The sequence below is a fragment of the Arthrobacter sp. SLBN-100 genome, from assembly GCF_006715305.1.
Taxonomy (GTDB): Bacteria; Actinomycetota; Actinomycetes; order Actinomycetales; family Micrococcaceae; genus Arthrobacter.
Genome location: NZ_VFMY01000001.1, coordinates 2,194,844 through 2,211,688, shown reverse-complemented (window position 1 = coordinate 2,211,688; position 16,845 = coordinate 2,194,844). Strand labels below are relative to the sequence as shown.

Sequence of the window (16,845 nt, the reverse complement as noted above, 5' to 3'; positions counted from 1 at the left end):
ATAGAACTAGAGGACGCCCAGCACGGCCAGCCGTTTGGCGATGCCGGCGCCATCAGGGGAGTAGATCCAGGGCACCCGGGACGTGGTGTGGTCCCCGTCCTCGGAGTGGCCGCCTGCGAATACGGACTCGCTGATGGACAGCTGGCGGATGGCGATGGCGGCCACCTTGTCCGGGTTGTCCTGGGCGAAGCTTGAGTAGATCGCCTCATCGTGCTGGCCGTTGTCGCCGATCAGCAGCCAGCGCATGTCCGGGAATTCCTTGGCGAGCCGCTCGAGGTTGCGCAGCTTGTGGTCCTGGCCGCTGCGGAACCAGCGGTCCTGCGTCAGGCCCCAGTCCGTCAGCAGCAGGGGTCCGGCCGGGTACATGTTGCGGCTCAGGAAGCGGGCCAGTGTGGGCGCTGCGTTCCATGGCCCGGTGGAGAGGTAGATCACCGGAGCGTCCGGGTGCTCAACGGTGAGCCGGTCCAGCAGGACCGCCATCCCGGGCGTGGCCATGCGGGCCCGTTCGCTCAGCACAAAAGTGTTCCAGAGGGCCAGGAAAGGCCGGGGCAGCGCCGTCACCATCACGGTGTCATCAATATCGGAGACGATGCCGAACTTCACGTCCGGCGCAATGACGTGGATCCGCGCCTCGACTGGCTCTGTGCCTTCCGCCCGCAGGATGGCAGTGTGCCAGCCCGGCGAAAGCCGGACGTCCACTTCCGTGTCAACGAGCCCACCCCGGTCCGCACGGACATGGGTGACAACGTCGCCGATGGTGATTTCGACGTCGGTAAACTGCAGCGGGACACTCGTGAAGGCACGCCACCCGCGGATGTTCTGGTTGCCGTTGCGCGCCGCATGATCGGCCTTGCTTCCGGGCAGCGGCTTCTGCGTCAGCAGCACCCGGCCCAACACCCTCACTTGGCTGGTGGAGCCGTAACCCTGGTACGCGACGGTCTGGGGAACGAATTTCCAGCGCCTGGCCAGCCGGATCCGAACCAGGTTAACGGCGTCGGAGAGCCAGTGCGCCAGCCGGAACACCTGGTTCCCGGAGAGCGCGTCCCGAGTCGTGGCGGGCGCTGTGTTCTGTGACGAATCATTCGGAGCCGAGTCCATGGCTCCACTCTGCCACAGGGCGGCACGGGCGGAGGAGAATCCAGGCGCCCGCTGACGCTTCGTGACGTTACCCTTCGCCAAGGATCCCGCGCAGGGTCTCGGCGTTCCGCACGGCGTTCCCGCCGCCGTCGTTGTTGAAATAGGCGAAGACGTCCAGGCCATTGCCCGCCCACTCGCGGATGCGGTCCGCCCACCACTGCAGGTCCGCATCAGAGTAGGAGCCCGCGTAAAGGTGCTGGTGGTCAGGACCATGGAACCGCACGTAGGCGAACGGGGCGGTGGTTCGAAGGATGCAGGGAAGATTCGCACCGCTCATGATGCAGTACGCCGCCTGGTGCCGCTCCAGCAGGGCGAACACCTCCGAGCATTCCCAGCTCGGATGCCGGAACTCCACCGTGACACGTATCCAGTCCGGCGTTGCGGTGAGGAAGTAGTCCAGCCGGGCGTCGTCCCGTTCCATGCCGGGCGGCAGCTGGACTAAAAGGACTGCCCGTTTGTCCCCCAGCACATGCCAGCACCGCGTGATGCGCTCCAGCCAGACGTCCGGCTCGTACAATTTCTTCGCGTGGGTCAGGCCCCGGGGAGCCTTGACGGACATGCTGAAACCGGCGGGCAGGCGCTGGTTCCAGCCGGCAAACGTGGTGTCCCGGGGCCAGCGGTAGAAGCTTGCGTTGAGTTCAACGGTATGGAACCGGGCGACGTAATGCTGCAGCCTGTCCTTCGCGGGCAGCTTGGGCGGGTAGAGGACGTTCTCCCAGTGGTCGTAGCTCCATCCGGAGGTTCCGATGTGGATTGCCATATGTACCTCCGGTCACCGCTGCCGTTATTTGAGGCTACACCCCGCCCACTGGTCCACTCCGGCACTGGCTGTGGCAGGGTAAGGTCATGGCGCGAATTGAAGACTATGCGGTTGTCGGTGACCTCCATACCGGGGCACTGGTCAGCAAGGAAGGTTCCATCGATTGGCTCTGCCTTCCGCGGTTCGATTCGCCTGCCTGCTTCAACGCGCTGCTGGACACACCCGACGCCGGGCGGTGGCTTTTGGCGCCGGCAAGCGGGGGGTCCTGCACCCGCCGCCGGTACCGGGACGGCAGCCTGGTGCTGGAAACGGAGTGGGAAACCGGGGACGGCACGGTGCGGGTCATCGACTTCATGCCGCCGCGCGACTCGGTGGCCGACATTGTCCGCATCGTCGAAGGCGTCACCGGAAGCGTGGAGATGCACGGCGAACTGACCCTCCGCTTCGATTACGGCCACATCATCCCCTGGGTGCGCAAGGACCAGTATGGCCTGCATGCCATCGCCGGTCCGGACGCCGTCTATCTTGTGACCAGTGCTCCGCTGCACGGTGAGAACATGCACACGGTCAGCGATTTCACCGTTAATGCAGGCGAACGTGTCCCATTTGTCCTCACCTGGGCACCGAGCCACGTGGGGCGGCCCCATACCGTCGACGCGGAAGAAGTATTGGGCACCACGTACTCGTTCTGGCGGGGCTGGGCCTCGCAGTGCACGGTGGAGGGAAAGTACGTGGACGCCGTGATCCGCTCGCTGGTAACGCTGAAGGCCCTCACTTATGCACCCACGGGCGGGATCGTGGCGGCCGTGACCACGTCGTTGCCGGAACAGCCCGGCGGCCCCCGCAACTGGGACTACCGTTACTGCTGGCTCCGGGATGCCACCATGACGCTCCAGGCGCTCCTGGCTGCCGGCTACACCGCCGAAGCGGCCGCATGGCGCGACTGGCTGCTCCGGGCCGTGGCCGGCGACCCGTCAGACCTCCAGATCATGTACGGGATCCACGGCGAACGCCGCCTTCCGGAAATGGAGCTGCCCTGGCTGAAGGGCTACGAAAACTCCACCCCGGTGCGCATTGGCAACGGCGCCGCCGAACAGCTCCAGCTGGATGTGTGGGGTGAGGTGCTGGACTGCCTCGCGCTCACCCGAAACTCCCTGCTCACGCACTCCGACGAGGCGTGGGACCTCCAGATTGCGCTGATGGAGCACCTGGAGACCATCTGGGACCAGCCGGACAACGGGCTCTGGGAAATGCGCGGGCCGCGCCGGCACTTCACGCACTCCAAGGTGATGGCCTGGGTTGCAGCGGACCGGATGGTGAAGGGAGTCCGGGACTCGGGGCTTCCAGGGCCGGTGGAGCGCTGGGAGAAGCTGCGGGACACCATCCGCCGGGATGTGATGGCCAACGGGTTCGACGCCGCGCGCAACACTTTTGTGCAGTCGTACGGGCGGCCGGAGCTGGACGCCAGCCTGCTCCTGATTCCGCGGGTGGGCTTCCTGCCACCCGACGATCCCCGGGTGGTCGGGACCATCGAGGCAATCCAACGGGAGTTGACCGAGGACGGGTTTGTGCTCCGCTACCGGCCCGCCGAGTCCGACGACGGCCTGCCGGGCGACGAGGGCGTCTTCCTGGCGTGTTCCTTCTGGCTGGTGGAGGCGCTGCTGGGCGCAGGCCGTCACGAAGAATCCCGGGAACTGTTCGAGCGGCTCCTGGGTTTGCGCAACGATGTGGGGCTCCTGAGCGAGGAATGGGGCGTCCGGCTCGGCCGGCAACTCGGAAATACCCCCCAGGCCTTCAGCCACTTCGCCCTTGTGACTAGCGCTTTGGAGCTGCATCAGGATACGGTTCGGCGAAGCGACATCCCCATTCCGCCGGAAACGGCGCAAACGCGCTGAGGCGGCGCGTTCGGGTTCAGCTTCTCCTTCGCGAAATAGATAAGTATACTTACTAACACCTCATGGAGTGCCCTCAGAAGCACAATCCCGTGACTGATGGAGGAGTGATTGCAATGGCCGGTTATTTTGAGCTCGTGGACGCGCCCGACGGCGGCTACAGGGTCCGGATGATGGACGGTACCGGAAACCTGATGGCCATCTCGGTCACCTTTCCCACTAAGCGGGCGGCCGTTGCCGGGGTGGCAATGGCGCGGGAGATTGCCGGCACAGGCCTCATCAGGGATAAGAGCCACGACGGCGCCGGTACGGTCATCAGGGAACGCGTGCGTCCTGTGAACACTCCCAAGGAGGAGGCCTCCCGGGCTCGGAAAACCGCGGATGCCAAACGGGCTGCGGTCAGCTGATGGCGCCGCAGGAACCCGGATCCCCTGACGGCGGGCGCCGCCGGGGGATTCTCTTTGACGTTGACGGCACCTTGATCGATTCCTCGTACATCCACACCATCTCCTGGTGGGGCGCCTTCCGACAGCAGGGCTACGACATTCCGATGGCGTCGATCCACCATTTTGTGGGTATGGGCGGTGACCGGTTGGTGGACAGCCTCCTGCCGGCCGGCCGGGACAAGTCCCTTGATCCGGAGATCATGGCCAGCCATGCCGCGCTTTACGCCTCGCACTGGCCGGCACTGCGCAGGTTCGATGGCGCTAAGGAGCTGCTGGCCCAGTGCCATGCGGTGGGTCTCGCCGTCGCGCTCGCGTCCTCTGCGCGCAACCAGGACCTGCAGGTCATGAAGTCCACCCTCGACGCCGATGCGTTCATTGATGCCGCCACCAGTGCCAACGACGCCGAGGAAAGCAAGCCGTCCCCCGACATCCTTGCCGCTGCGCTTGAAGCCATCGGCGTTCAAGCAGCGGATGCTGTATTCGTGGGGGACGCCGTGTGGGACATGAAGGCCGCCGCCGCACTGGGGATCCCGGCTATCGGGGTCACCTGCGGCGGGGTCAATGCCGGGGAACTTCGGGAAGCCGGCGCTGTGGAAGTCTACGCGGGGCCGCGCGACCTGCTGGATAACTTGATCACAAGCGCCGTGGGCCGGCTGCTGTCGCCGGCCTCCTGATCCTGCCTCAGAGCGTCTGCCCGCCCGCGACGGCGTCCTCGTCGCCGGCATTGGCCGGCTTGTCCCAGGAAACCGCCACCCGCACGGAACCGTCGTCGCCCCGCTCAATGTCGGTGACGACGTCGGTGGCGCTGGCCCCCATCTCCACAATCCTCTGCCGGTACTCGTTGACGAGCTCCTCCAGGCTGGCCTCCGTCCATTCTCCGGGACGCATCCGCGTGGAAATTTCAACGGGTTCCGGCTGGTAGAGCGACATGGTGTTCCTCTTTCATTCGTCATCTCTGGTGGTCTGGCCCTTCCTACGCTAGGAGCAGCAAGCCGGGACGACAAGACTTTCATCAGCCTGCTTACTTTTTCGTCCGACAGCCGCTAGCGTCGAGGAAAGGGCGTGACGCCCGGATCCAGAGAAAGGGAGACTGTGAAAGCACTGACGTGGCAAGGAAAGCGGTCGGTAAGCGTGGCAGAGGTGCCGGATCCCGTCATCCAGGAGCCCACGGACGCCATTGTCCGGATCACCTCCACGGCGATCTGCGGATCGGACCTGCACCTGTACGAGGTGCTGGGCCCGTACATGCACAAGGGCGATGTGATCGGCCACGAGCCCATGGGCATCGTGGAGGAAGTGGGCAGCGGCGTCAGCAACCTGCGCAAGGGCGACCGCGTGGTGGTCCCCTTCAACATCTCCTGCGGCCACTGTTATATGTGCATGCAGGGCCTGCAGTCGCAATGCGAGACGACCCAGGTTAAGGACAAGGGCTCGGGAGCCGCCCTCTTCGGCTACTCGGAGCTCTACGGTTCCGTTCCCGGCGGCCAGGCCGAGTACCTGCGCGTGCCGCACGCCGACTATGGTCCAATCAAGGTGGGAACAGAGCTTCCGGACGAACGGTACCTGTTCCTCTCCGACATCCTTCCCACCGCGTGGCAGGCCGTTGAATACGCCAACGTCGCCCCTGGCGGCACGCTGGCCGTCTTCGGCCTGGGGCCCGTAGGGCAGTTTTCTGCCCGGATCGGCGTCAACCGTGGTTTCCGGGTAATTGGCGTGGACCCGGTCCGCGAACGGCGCGAGATGGCAGCACGGCACGGGGTGGAAACCCTCGACTACAGCAAGGATGTTGCGGACCAGCTGCGGGACATGACTGCCGGACGGGGACCGGACGCGGTGGTGGACGCCGTCGGCATGGAAGCGCACGGATCCCCTGTGGCCGGGTTCGCGCACCAGGCACTGGGTCTGCTTCCGGATAAGCTGGCGCAGAAGGCGATGGAAACAGCCGGCGTGGACAGGCTGGCAGCGCTGCACACCGCCATTGACGCCGTGCGCCGGGGCGGGACCGTGTCCCTGAGCGGGGTGTATGGCGGCCAGGCCAGCCCAATGCCCATGCTCACCATGTTTGACAAGCAGCTTCAGATGCGGATGGGCCAGTGCAACGTGCGGCACTGGACGGACTACCTGCTGCCCCTGGTGGAGGACGACGCCGATCCGCTGGGTGTGATGGATCTGGTGACCCACCGCTCAGGCCTGGAGGGGGCGCCGGCGCTGTACGAGAAGTTCCAGAAGAAGGAGGACGGCTGCATCAAGGTGGTCCTCAACCCCTAGTTTGCTTCACACAGGCTGTTCAGGGCTTCCTGCGCCACATCCTGCATCTCGTAGATCAACGGGTTGAGCTGGAGGGTTGGCGGCGCGGGCGGGTAGGCGACTGACAAGGTCAGTTGCCTGCTGCCGTCCTCGCTGGTCATGGTGATCATGCCGTAGCCGTCGGTGTCACCGGGCAGGCCGTAGTAGAAACGGTTGTTGCAGGTGTTGTTCCACCGGCGCAGGGCAAAGCCGTAATACTGCGAGTCGCCGCCCTTCATCGCCGTCACCCTGTCCGGCGGGAGCAGGTTGCCCTGCAACAGCGCCGCGTAGAACCTGTTGACGTCCTCCACAGTCGAGACGGCTCCGCCGGAGGGCAGTTCGCCCTGCCAGGCGGGATCCGCCACGTCCAGCCGCTTACCCTCGACGGTGACGTAACCGTGGACCATGGTGGCCGAAGGCCTGCCGCCAAGGCTGGTTTCCGTCAGGCCAAGCGGTTGGGCGATATCTGCAGCCAGCACCCGGCTGATGCTTTGGCCGCGCAGCCGCTCGATCATCAGCCCCAGGGCCGCGTAATCGGACCGCGAGTAGTCGAAAATCTGGGCCAGCCTCCGTTCCCAAGGAATGCTGGCGGCCAGGGCGAGCTGCTGTTCGAGGCTCAGCGGCCGGTTCATTGTCTCCTCCCAGGTGCCGGAGGCCAGAAGGGGGACGGAGAAGTCGGGGAGGCCGGATTCGTGGGTCAGGAGCTGGCGGACGGTGATCGGCCCGGGTGGATGGAGGACGCTGCCGAATTCCGGTAGGTAGTTGCTGGCCTGGCTGTCCAGGTCGAGTTTGCCCTCCTCAACCAGCTTGAGCACCGAAACCGCCACCATGGATTCCGTGACGCCGCCGATGTGGACGGGATCGGACACCATTGCACGCTCACCCGTTTCCACATTCCGGACGCCTGCAGCGTGCGTCCAGCTGTTGCCCTTGTTGCGGACGGCGATCAATACCGCGGGCGCGCCTTCCTCCAGCATCCGGGCGCTGAAGGACTCCAGGAGGGCGAATGCAGCCGGTTTGTCCGGTTCGGGCGGACGCGGTTCCCCGGTGCACCCGGCTGACGGTGCCACCAGCAGGACTGTGCACAGGACTGCTGCGGTCCGCTTCCACTGCCGGCCCTGGGTTGTGCCCATAGGACCCATTTTGCCCCTTGGGGAGGGTTCTAGGTGAGGCGCACCTGCCGGTTCATGTCCTTGTAGAGCAGGTAGCGGAACTCGCCCGGGCCGCCGGCGTAGCAGGCCTGCGGGCAGAAGGCGCGCAACCACATAAAGTCGCCGGCCTCCACTTCAACCCAGTCGTTGTTCAGCAGGTACATGGCCTTGCCCTCCAGGACGTACAGGCCGTGCTCCATCACGTGGGTTTCGGGGAACGGAATGACGCCGCCGGGCTGGAACGTCACGATATTCACCTGCATGTCGTGTGCCAGATCGTTGGAATCCGTGAAGCGGGTAGTCTTCCAGGCGCCGTTGGTGTCCGGCATCGACGTCGGCTCCACGTCTTTTTCATTGGTGACGAAGGACTTGGCCTCGAAACCCTCAAGCCGTTCGTATGCCTTGCGGATCCAATGGAAGGACACGACGTCGTCGGAAACGTTCTCCAGGCCCCACTCTGACCCGGCAGCCAGATAGGCGTAGCCGCCTTCCTCCAGCTGGTGCAGTTCGCCGTCGAGGGTGAGGTTGACCTTGCCCTGGGTCACGAAAATGACGCCTTCCACGCCGGACTCGAACTCAGCCTTGGGTGCGCCGCCACCCGGACCGATCTCCACAATCAGCTGCGAGAACGTGGTGGCGAAGCCGGAGATGGGGCGTGCGATGATCCAGGACCGGGTGTTCGAAAAGCCCGGCAGGTTGGACGTGACGATGTCCGTCATCACGCCCTTCGGGATCACCGTGTACGCCTCGGTGACGATGGCCCGCTCGGTGGTCAGGTGCGTCTGCGGCGGCAGCCCGCCGGTGGGGGAGTAGTACTTGCCCATGGAAGAGATCCTTATCTAGGAGTTGGAAGTGGTGGCGAGCCGCGGGTGCGCCAGTGCCGTGAGCTGGGGGATTCCGACGCCGGCAAGCGCCTGGACTTCCTCGGCACCTACGGCCCCGCACTGGACGCCGCGCAGGACGAAGGCGGCCAGTGCACGGGCAGTGGCCGGTTCGTCCATCACGCCGCCAGCGGTGCCGCCTGCGTTGTCCCGTTCCACGTAGTTCCGCAGGCGGGCGGCGGCGGCCGGAAGGCCTTCCCGGTAGAAGGCGTAGGTGGCGGAGAAGCGGCTGGGCAGCTGGGCCGGATGCAGGTCCCAGCCCTGGTAGAAGCCACGTTCCAGCGACCGGCGGACCAGGCGGCCGTGCAGCTGCCAGGCGTTCTCCACGTTGTCGCCCACAGGAATGATGTTGGTGGAGCCGTCCGAGAGCCGGATGCCGGTGCCGGCCACGGCCAGCTGCATGACTTCCTTCGCGAAGTCCGCCACCGGGTGCTCCATCGACTGGTATTCAGCCGAGATCTGCAGCGATGCCGAGTAATCGTAGGTGCCGTAGTGCAGCCCGCTGATCCGGCCCGGCACGGCGTGCGGCAACTGCGCCACCGGCGATGTCCCGTCCGGCCCGAGAATGAGCTGCGGCGTTTCCACCTGCACCTCGAAACGGAGCCGTCCGGCCGGAAGCGAGTGCACCTCCTCGAGCCGGGACACGGCGTAGTCCATGGCCTGTACCTGGGCCACGGTGGTGACCTTGGGCAGGGTAAGGATCAGCCCTTCGGGCAGTTCGCCGGCCGCGGCCAGGCCGGAGACGAACAGGTCCAGCGTCCGCAGCCCGCGGGCACGGGTGGCCGCTTCGAAGCACTTGAAGCGGATGCCGATGAATGGGGGAGCGGAGCCGGCCGCGGCGGCGGCGGCCACCGCGGAAGCCGCGGCAACCGCGGCGGCGTCCTCGGCGTCGTCGCCCCTGTCCCCGAAACCGTCCTCAAAATCAAGCCGCAGGTCCTCGATCGGTTCGCTGGCGAGCTTGGCTTCGACACGCGAAGCGACCGCCTCGGCCAGTCCGGCGTCCTGGCCCAGCAGCGCGCCGAGCTTTTCCAGCCCGCCCTGGGCGGCAGCCGTAGCCTGTGCCTCCGCGCCCCAGTCCAAGGCGAACGACGGCGTGAACCGGTCCGCGGGAACGTACACCGTGTGCACGGGCTGGCGGGAGCCGTCGTCGCCCGGGTAGTTCTGCTCCAGCAGGCGGTCTGTCGCGGCGAGCTGCCCGTCGATGTGCGCCAGGTCCCCCGGAGACAAAGACGGCTTGGGTGATCCGGCCATGCCTCAGCCCACCAGCTCGTAGGCCGGGGTGGTGAGGAAGTCGGTGTAATCCTCCGAGAGGCAGATGTCCGCAATCAGTTCGCTGGCGGGCTGGTAGTAGCGGCGGAAAGCCTCATCGCCGAACTCCGCGCGCAGCCGTTCGGTTTCCTCACCCAGGATCCGCTCCACCAGTTCGCGGGTGACGGTATTGCCGGTGTCCGCGAGGACCGACTTGTTGCGGATCTGCTGCCACACCTGGGAGCGGGAGATTTCGGCTGTGGCGGCGTCCTCCATGAGGTTGTGGATGGCCACGGCGCCGTTCCCGGACAGCCACACCGCCGTGTAGGCGATGGCCACATAAAGGTTCAGCCGCAGTCCGGCCTCGGTGACCTGGCCCTCAGCGGACGTGACGTCCAGCAGCTGCTCCGCCGTAACGGAAACCTCGGGGCGCTGCTTGTCCAGCTGGTTCGGCTTGTCGCCAAGCACCGCGTCGAACACCTCTCGGCAGGTGGGAACCAGGTCCGGGTGCGCAACCCAGGAACCGTCGAAGCCGTCATTTGCCTCGCGGGTCTTGTCCGCACGGACCTTGGCGAAGGCCGCCTCGGTGACTTCGGGATGCCGGCGGTTGGGGATCACGGCCGCCATGCCGCCCATGGCGAAGGCACCGCGCTTGTGGCAGGTCTTCACCAGCAGTTCGGTATAGGCGCGCATGAACGGCGCGGTCATGGCAACCGAGGCGCGGTCCGGGAGCACAAACTCCTCGCCGGCGTCGCGGAAGTACTTGATGATGCTGAACAGGTAGTCCCACCGGCCGGCGTTCAGGCCGGAGGCGTGATCCCGCAGTTCGTACAGGATCTCCTCCATTTCGAAAGCGGCCGGGATGGTCTCGATCAGCACCGTGGCGCGGATGGTGCCCTGGCCCAATCCCAGGTATTCCTGGGCGAAGACAAAAACATCGTTCCACAGCCGGGCCTCGAGGTGGCTCTCCATCTTGGGCAGGTAGTAGTACGGGCCCTGCCCGTTGAGCACCAGCTGCTTGGCCACATGGAAGAAGTGCAGGCCGAAGTCCACCAGCGCGCCCACGGCAGGTTCACCGTTGAGGAGCAGATGCCTCTCCGGCATGTGCCAGCCGCGGGGACGGGCCACCACGACGGCGAGCGGCGCGTCCGTGCGGAGCCTGTACTCCTTGCCTTCGTCCGAGGTGTAGCTGAGGGTGCCCTGGGCAGCGTCACGGAGGTTCAGGATGGCGTCGATGACGTTGCCCCACGTGGGCGTGCTGGCATCCTCGAGGTCCGCGAGCCACACCTTGGCGCCCGAGTTCAGTGCATTAATGGCCATCTTTGCCGGTGAGGCTGGACCCGTCATCTCAACCCGGCGGTCCTGCAGAGCTGCCGGTGCCGGCGCAACCTTCCAGTCGCCGTCGCGCACGTCCTGCGTCTCCGGCAGGAAATCCAGCTTGCCGGTTTCGGCCACGCGCTGCCGCTTGACGGCACGGGCCGCGAGGAGTTCGTTGCGGGTGCCGGCGAAGCGGTTGTGGAGCTCCTCGATGAAGGCCAGGGCCTTCGGGGTGAGGATTTCCTCCGCGCGGTCAATGGGCCGGGGGTCTGTGACAGTGATGGCCATTTCTGGTCCTTTCCTTGTGCTGAAGTCAGGCGGTGAATCAGGCGCTGGCCAGGGCGGCTTCGGGAACCTGGGCTGCTTCGGCCGAGGTTGCAGCAGCTGCGGTTGCCACGTTTGCGGCGTGGGCGGCAGCGGCAACGGCTGAGGCAACATCGGCGGCGACGTGGGGATCGAAGACGCTGGGGATAATGTAGCTGGCATTGAGCTCGTCGTCAGCTACCCGCTTGGCGATTGCTTCCGCGGCGGCCACCAGCATCTCGGGGGTGATGTCCGAGGCGCCGGCGTCGAGCAGGCCGCGGAAGAAGCCCGGGAAAGCCAGCACGTTGTTGATCTGGTTGGGGAAGTCGCTGCGGCCGGTGGCCACGACGGCGGCGTGCCGGGACGCGATGACGGGGTCGATCTCCGGCGTCGGGTTGGCCATGGCGAACACAATGGCGTCCGTGGCCATGGAGGCCACCTGCTCCTCGCCGATGACGTGCGGGGCGCTGACACCGATGAAGACATCCGCGCCGACGAGTGCCTCGTGGAGCGTGCCGGCGAAGCCTTCCTCGTTCGTGTTGGCCGCGATCCAGCTGCGGTGCTCGTCCCTATAGGTCTCACCGGAATGGATGGCGCCGGCGCGGCCGGCAGCGATGATGTGCTGGGCGCCCTGTGCCTTAAGCAGCTGGATGATGGCGGAGCCGGCTGCGCCCACCCCCGAAACCACAATCTTCACCTCGGCCAGCTTCTTGCCCACCACGCGGAGCGCGTTGACCAGGGCGGCGAGCGTGACGATGGCGGTGCCGTGCTGGTCATCGTGGAATACCGGGATGTCCAGTTCCGCGCGGAGCCGGTTCTCGATTTCGAAGCAGCGCGGGGCGGCGATGTCCTCGAGGTTCACGCCGCCGTAGACGGGTGCGAGGGCCTTGACGATTTTGATGATCTCTTCGGTGTCCTGGGTATCCAGGCAGACCGGCCAGGCGTCCACGTTGGCGAACTGCTTGAACAGGGCCGCTTTGCCCTCCATCACCGGCAGTGCTGCGGCCGGCCCGATGTTGCCCAGGCCCAACACCGCAGAGCCGTCAGTGACCACGGCGATGGTGTTGCGCTTGACGGTCAGGTTGCGCGCCGCCGCAGGGTCCTCAGCGATGGCGAGGCAGACGCGGGCGACGCCGGGAGTGTAGGCCCGGGAAAGGTCGTCGCGGTTGCGCAGGGCTACTTTGGGGACAACTTCCAGTTTGCCGCCCAGGTGCATGAGAAAGGTGCGGTCCGAGACGTGCTGGACCGTGACGCCGTCGAGCGCGTTCAGTGCGTCCTTGACGCGGGCGGCGTGTTCGTCGTCGGTGGTGTTGCAGGTGACGTCCACGACGAGGGTCTCGTGGTGGGATTCGCTGACGTCCAGCGCGGTGATGGCGGCGCCGGCTGCTCCCACAGCTGCGGCGAGCTCGCTGGTGGCGCTGAAGCTCGACGGTGCTTCCACGCGCAGGGTGATCGAATTTCCGGGGCTGGGGTTCGCCATTGAATGTCCTCCTGTTGGGCCTTGCATCGGGCCTTGTCCGGTCTGTCTTTCTGAAACCAAAGTTTTCGTATTATGGATATTATTATCTACAAGATGGAAATACAAGCCTTCGGAATAAGACTGGGATGGATGCATCCCACCGCGTAGCGCCGTGCGGTATGTTGGGTGTTCTAAACACCTCTTTTCACGATGCGGATAAGAGTTGTCGGATTCCGAGCCGTAGGAGACAACGGAATGGCAGAAAAAGCCTCGGGCGGTGTGCAGTCGGTAGAGCGCGTCTTCGAACTGCTGGAGCTCATCACGAACGCGGGCGGGGACGTCACGCTCAGCGAACTGTCCTCGTCCACCGACCTTCCGCTGCCCACTATCCACCGGCTGCTGCGGACGCTGGTGTCCCTTGGGTATGTCCGGCAGCTGCCGAACCGCCGCTACGCACTGGGCCCGCGGCTTATCCGGCTGGGCGAAGGAGCCAGCAAGCAGCTCGGTGCCGTGGCCCGTCCACAGCTGAAAACGCTGGTGGACCGGCTGGGCGAAACCTCCAACATGGCCGTGCTGGACTCGGACATGGTGATCTACGTGGCGCAGGTGCCCTCGCTGCACTCCATGCGCATGTTCACCGAGGTGGGCCGGCGCGCCCATACCCATGCCACCGGCGTCGGCAAGGCCATCCTGGCCCAGCTGGACGACGAGACGGTGCGCGGCATCGTGACCCGTGCCGGGATGCCGACCCCAACCTCCAAGAGCATCGGCGACGTTGACGACCTCCTGGCCGATCTCAAGCTCATCCGGGAACGGGGCTACTCCATCGACGAGGAGGAGCAGGAGCTCGGCGTGCGCTGCTTCGCCATGGCGGTGCCCAATGCTCCCACTCCCACCGCGATCTCGGTTTCCGGACCCGTTTCCCGGGTGGACGAGCACTTCGCCGACAAGGCCGTGCCCGTCCTTCGCCAGGCTGCCGAGGCCATCTCGCTGGAACTGAACCGCACCTGAATCCACTCCTGCGCTGACCACGACGGCGGCCCCCTCCATTCCGGAGCGGGCCGCCGTCGCTATTTTGGTGGTGTTGCTAATGCTCTGAGGCCTTCTCGGACGACTCGACACGGACTTCCTTGCCGTCGCAGTCGATGAGCTTGCCGCCTTCGAAGCGGTCGCCGTCGGCCAGGCATTTCAGGTCCTCTTCCCGCACAACCCGTTCAGTGCCGGCAACAAACACGGACTGGTTCTCGGAGTTGCCGGCCTTGAGGTGGTTGAAGAGCAGGTTCAGCAGGATGGCCATGACCGCCGCGGAGCTGATGCCCGAGTGGAAGATGGTGCCGAACCAGGACGGGAACTTGTCGTAGAAAGCCGGCGCGGCAATCGGGATCATGCCGAACCCGATGGAGGCCGCCACGATGATCAGGTTCATGTTGTTCCGGTACTCCACCTTGGACAGGGTGCGGATGCCGCTGGCGGCCACCGTGCCGAAGAGTACGACGCCGGCACCTCCGAGGACGGGCGTCGGCACCGCTGCCACCACCCGGCCAAGCACCGGCAGCAGGCCGAGGATAACGAGGATCAGGCCGCCGGCGCTGACCACAAAGCGGCTCTTGACACCCGTGATGGCCACCAGGCCCACGTTCTGGGCGAATGCGCTTTGGGTGAAGGAGTTGAACAGCGGCGAGATGGCGCTGGAGAGCATGTCCGCCCGGAGTCCGTCGCCGATCCGCTTGGAATCGACTTTGGTGCCCACGATCTCGCCCACGGCGATGATGTCCGCCGAAGTCTCGGTCAGGGTCACCAGGATGACGATGAGCATGGAGATGATGGCGGCGATCTCGAAGACCGGCGGGCCGAAGGCGAACGGGGTGGGGAAGGCGACGATCTCGCCCTGGCCCACCTTGGAGAAATCGGCCATGCCGAAGGCGAACGCGATCAGGGTGCCCAGGACCATGGCCAGGAGGATCGAGAGGCGCGAGATGGCGGCGCTGCCCACCTTGCTGAGCAGCAGGACGATGGCCATGGTGGCCGCGGCCAGTCCGATGTTGACCATGCTGCCGTAATTATCAGCCTTGCTGTTGCCGCCCATGGCCCAGTTCGCCGCCACTGGCATCAGGGTCAGCCCGATGGTGGTGATGACCGTTCCGGTGACCACGGGCGGAAAGAACCGGATGATCTTCGAAAAGAGCGGTGTGATCAGCAGGCCGATCAATGATGCCGCGATGACGGACCCGAAGACCGCCTGGATCCCGCCGCCGCCGTGAACGATGGCAACCATGGTGGAGACCCCCGCGAAGGAGACGCCCTGGACCAGCGGCAGCTGAGAGCCGAAGAAGCGGATGCCGACGGTCTGCAGGATAGTCGCCAGCCCGCCGACAAAAAGGCATGCCGCGATCAGCAGGCCGATGTCCTGCGAGGACATTCCGGCTGCGGCGCCAATGATCAGGGGCGGGGCGATGATGCCGCCGTACATGGTCAGGACGTGCTGGAAGCCGTAGGCAAATGTGCTGGTGATGGGGAGCCGCTGGTCCTCCGGCCGGGTTGAGCGGGTGCCTTTTCCGGCGGCAGCAGCGGCCGGTTTCTTTCTGATGTTCATGGCAGACTTTCTTGGTTCATGGCAGACGTCATTGTCTGGCTAACGGGGTCTGGCTAACGGTGTGGCTGAAAAGGCGTGGGGTTTCGCTCCCTACCTGCCCCCTAACCTCGCAAGTTCGGTCAGGGAACCCGGCAGGCGGGGCCCCGGTGGTTGAGCTCGTCGAAACCGAGGGATTTCGACGAGCTCAATCATCGGGGGGCGGGTTTAGCAGAAGCCGGCGATGCCGGACCAGGCGATGTCCGCGGGGGTTGCGTCCTCGCGCTGGACGGTGGCCTCGATCAGGCCGTAGGGGCGGTCGGCGGCGTAGAAGACCTCGTTGGGGTTGTCGAGCCCGAACGGCGAGAGGTCCACGAGGAAGTGGTGCTTGTTGGGCATGGAGAACTTGATCTCGTCGATCTCGCTGTGGGCTTCCAGTACCTTGGTGCCCATGTCGAACAGGGTCTGCTGGAGGGCGTGGGAGTACTTCTCCGTGAAGCCTTCGAGCAGGAGTCCCTTGACGTCGTCGTAATTCTTGTTGAAGTCCAGCGCGCTGAAGTCGGTGCCGGTCTTGAACCGCCAGCGGGCCGAGACGTCGGTGGCCAGGATGCGGTCGGTGGTCTCGGGCAGGGTGGTGTATTTGTCCTTCGGGTAGCCCACGAAGCCTGACTGGGTGGATTTGAGGACGGTCAGGTCCTTGAGCCCGGAGATGAGGTGGCTGGCGCCGCCGCCGCGGACCAGGACGGCGGTGCGGACTTCCTGGCCGCTGCGCACGAAGGAGTGGTCGTGCCCGGTGCCGTGGGCCTGGATCCGGTTCCAGCTGTAGGATTCGGCTTCCCAGCGGCCGCCGCTGACCCAGTCGAAGCTGGAGGTGAAGTGCTCGCCGAGGCGAAGCAGGAACGCCTCGGGGGAGCCGACGCCTTCACGGGCGAAGGCGTAGATGGTGTTCTTCTGGGTGTCCGTGGCCACCACGTGGGCGTTGTCGCCTTCGAGGTGGGCGGCCGCGAAGTCTCCGCGCAGTTGCGAGGTGACATTCAGGTCTTCGATTTCGTGGCGGTCGTTGTCGCGGGTGATCTTGACGACCCGGACCTCGGCCTTTCCGTACTGGTTTTCGCCGAGGATGAATTTGCTGCTCATGGTCTGTCCCAACTTCCGGTATGTGGAACCTAGGTTCCATCACTGAGATTAAGCGCGCATTTCAAGCGCGTTTCCGGTGGAGCCGACCCAACAAAAAAGAGCCGGCATCCATTGATGCCAGCTCATTACGACCCTGCCTGCTGCTCCCAGGTTACGTGACATACGCCACGAATTGACATCCAGCGTACCTCCGGATGCCGGTGGTGTACATCACACAGCGAAAATTCACTTTGTGACCGCGGCGGATGCCGACCCTTGA

General features: G+C 65.4%; 15 protein-coding genes. 5 read left to right on the top strand and 10 right to left on the bottom strand.

The window, feature by feature from the left end; translation table 11 throughout:
• Positions 1 to 6: 6 nt before the first annotated feature.
• Positions 7 to 1,098 (bottom strand): App1 family protein, encoded by a 1,092-nt coding sequence (locus tag FBY31_RS10315; RefSeq protein WP_142040204.1) that lies wholly within the window; start codon positions 1,096 to 1,098, stop codon positions 7 to 9.
• Positions 1,099 to 1,165: 67 nt separating this feature from the next.
• Entirely contained in the window at positions 1,166 to 1,897 is a 732-nt protein-coding gene (locus FBY31_RS10310) for a DUF72 domain-containing protein (protein WP_142040201.1), read from the bottom strand.
• Positions 1,898 to 1,983: 86 nt separating this feature from the next.
• Here FBY31_RS10310 and FBY31_RS10305 point away from each other — a divergent pair, with 86 nt between their 5' ends.
• The 3 genes from FBY31_RS10305 to FBY31_RS10295 all read left to right on the top strand — a co-directional run bounded on the left by FBY31_RS10305 (position 1,984) and on the right by FBY31_RS10295 (position 4,909).
• The gene (locus FBY31_RS10305; RefSeq protein ID WP_142040199.1) at positions 1,984 to 3,792 is read left to right on the top strand and encodes a glycoside hydrolase family 15 protein; all 1,809 of its coding nucleotides are present in this window, start codon (positions 1,984 to 1,986) and stop codon (positions 3,790 to 3,792) included.
• 113 nt (positions 3,793 to 3,905) lie between these two features.
• Positions 3,906 to 4,196 carry a hypothetical protein gene (locus FBY31_RS10300; RefSeq protein ID WP_142040196.1) on the top strand — a complete coding sequence of 97 codons (291 nt, stop codon included), beginning with the start codon at positions 3,906 to 3,908 and terminating at the stop codon, positions 4,194 to 4,196.
• Positions 4,196 to 4,909 carry an HAD family hydrolase gene (locus FBY31_RS10295; protein WP_142040194.1) on the top strand — a complete coding sequence of 238 codons (714 nt, stop codon included), beginning with the start codon at positions 4,196 to 4,198 and terminating at the stop codon, positions 4,907 to 4,909. The genes FBY31_RS10300 and FBY31_RS10295 overlap by 1 nt, the downstream gene beginning before the upstream one ends.
• Before the next feature lie 7 nt (positions 4,910 to 4,916).
• Here FBY31_RS10295 and FBY31_RS10290 read toward each other — a convergent pair whose 3' ends face one another.
• Positions 4,917 to 5,165: a hypothetical protein gene (locus FBY31_RS10290; protein WP_142040191.1), complete on the bottom strand. Its 249-nt coding sequence runs from the start codon at positions 5,163 to 5,165 to the stop codon at positions 4,917 to 4,919.
• Positions 5,166 to 5,327: 162 nt separating this feature from the next.
• Between FBY31_RS10290 and FBY31_RS10285 the strand changes: the two genes are divergently transcribed.
• On the top strand, positions 5,328 to 6,503 hold the full coding sequence (locus tag FBY31_RS10285; RefSeq protein WP_142040187.1) for a zinc-dependent alcohol dehydrogenase: 1,176 nt from the start codon (positions 5,328 to 5,330) through the stop codon (positions 6,501 to 6,503).
• Here FBY31_RS10285 and FBY31_RS10280 read toward each other — a convergent pair.
• Genes FBY31_RS10280 through FBY31_RS10260 form a run of 5 tightly spaced genes read right to left on the bottom strand, consistent with a single transcriptional unit; the run spans position 6,500 to position 12,901 of the window.
• Positions 6,500 to 7,654: a serine hydrolase domain-containing protein gene (locus FBY31_RS10280; RefSeq protein ID WP_142040184.1), complete on the bottom strand. Its 1,155-nt coding sequence runs from the start codon at positions 7,652 to 7,654 to the stop codon at positions 6,500 to 6,502. The two genes, FBY31_RS10285 and FBY31_RS10280, sit on opposite strands and share 4 nt — an antisense overlap.
• A gap of 29 nt (positions 7,655 to 7,683) precedes the next feature.
• Complete coding sequence (locus tag FBY31_RS10275; protein ID WP_142040181.1) at positions 7,684 to 8,496, bottom strand: bifunctional allantoicase/(S)-ureidoglycine aminohydrolase; 813 nt, start codon at positions 8,494 to 8,496, stop codon at positions 7,684 to 7,686.
• Between the two features lie 15 nt (positions 8,497 to 8,511).
• Positions 8,512 to 9,804 (bottom strand): DUF6986 family protein, encoded by a 1,293-nt coding sequence (locus FBY31_RS10270; protein ID WP_142040178.1) that lies wholly within the window; start codon positions 9,802 to 9,804, stop codon positions 8,512 to 8,514.
• A gap of 3 nt (positions 9,805 to 9,807) precedes the next feature.
• Complete coding sequence (gene aceB / locus FBY31_RS10265; RefSeq protein ID WP_142040175.1) at positions 9,808 to 11,406, bottom strand: malate synthase A; 1,599 nt, start codon at positions 11,404 to 11,406, stop codon at positions 9,808 to 9,810.
• A 37-nt stretch (positions 11,407 to 11,443) separates the two neighbouring features.
• The gene (locus tag FBY31_RS10260) at positions 11,444 to 12,901 is read right to left on the bottom strand and encodes an NAD-dependent malic enzyme (protein WP_142040172.1); all 1,458 of its coding nucleotides are present in this window, start codon (positions 12,899 to 12,901) and stop codon (positions 11,444 to 11,446) included.
• A gap of 234 nt (positions 12,902 to 13,135) precedes the next feature.
• Here FBY31_RS10260 and FBY31_RS10255 point away from each other — a divergent pair, with 234 nt between their 5' ends.
• The gene (locus tag FBY31_RS10255; RefSeq protein ID WP_142040170.1) at positions 13,136 to 13,891 is read left to right on the top strand and encodes an IclR family transcriptional regulator; all 756 of its coding nucleotides are present in this window, start codon (positions 13,136 to 13,138) and stop codon (positions 13,889 to 13,891) included.
• A 76-nt stretch (positions 13,892 to 13,967) separates the two neighbouring features.
• On the opposite strand, the gene FBY31_RS10250 is transcribed toward FBY31_RS10255, so the two are convergent.
• Complete coding sequence (locus FBY31_RS10250) at positions 13,968 to 15,473, bottom strand: nucleobase:cation symporter-2 family protein (RefSeq protein ID WP_142040167.1); 1,506 nt, start codon at positions 15,471 to 15,473, stop codon at positions 13,968 to 13,970.
• Between the two features lie 204 nt (positions 15,474 to 15,677).
• Entirely contained in the window at positions 15,678 to 16,586 is a 909-nt protein-coding gene (gene pucL / locus FBY31_RS10245; RefSeq protein ID WP_142040164.1) for a factor-independent urate hydroxylase, read from the bottom strand.
• Positions 16,587 to 16,845: the final 259 nt, after the last annotated feature.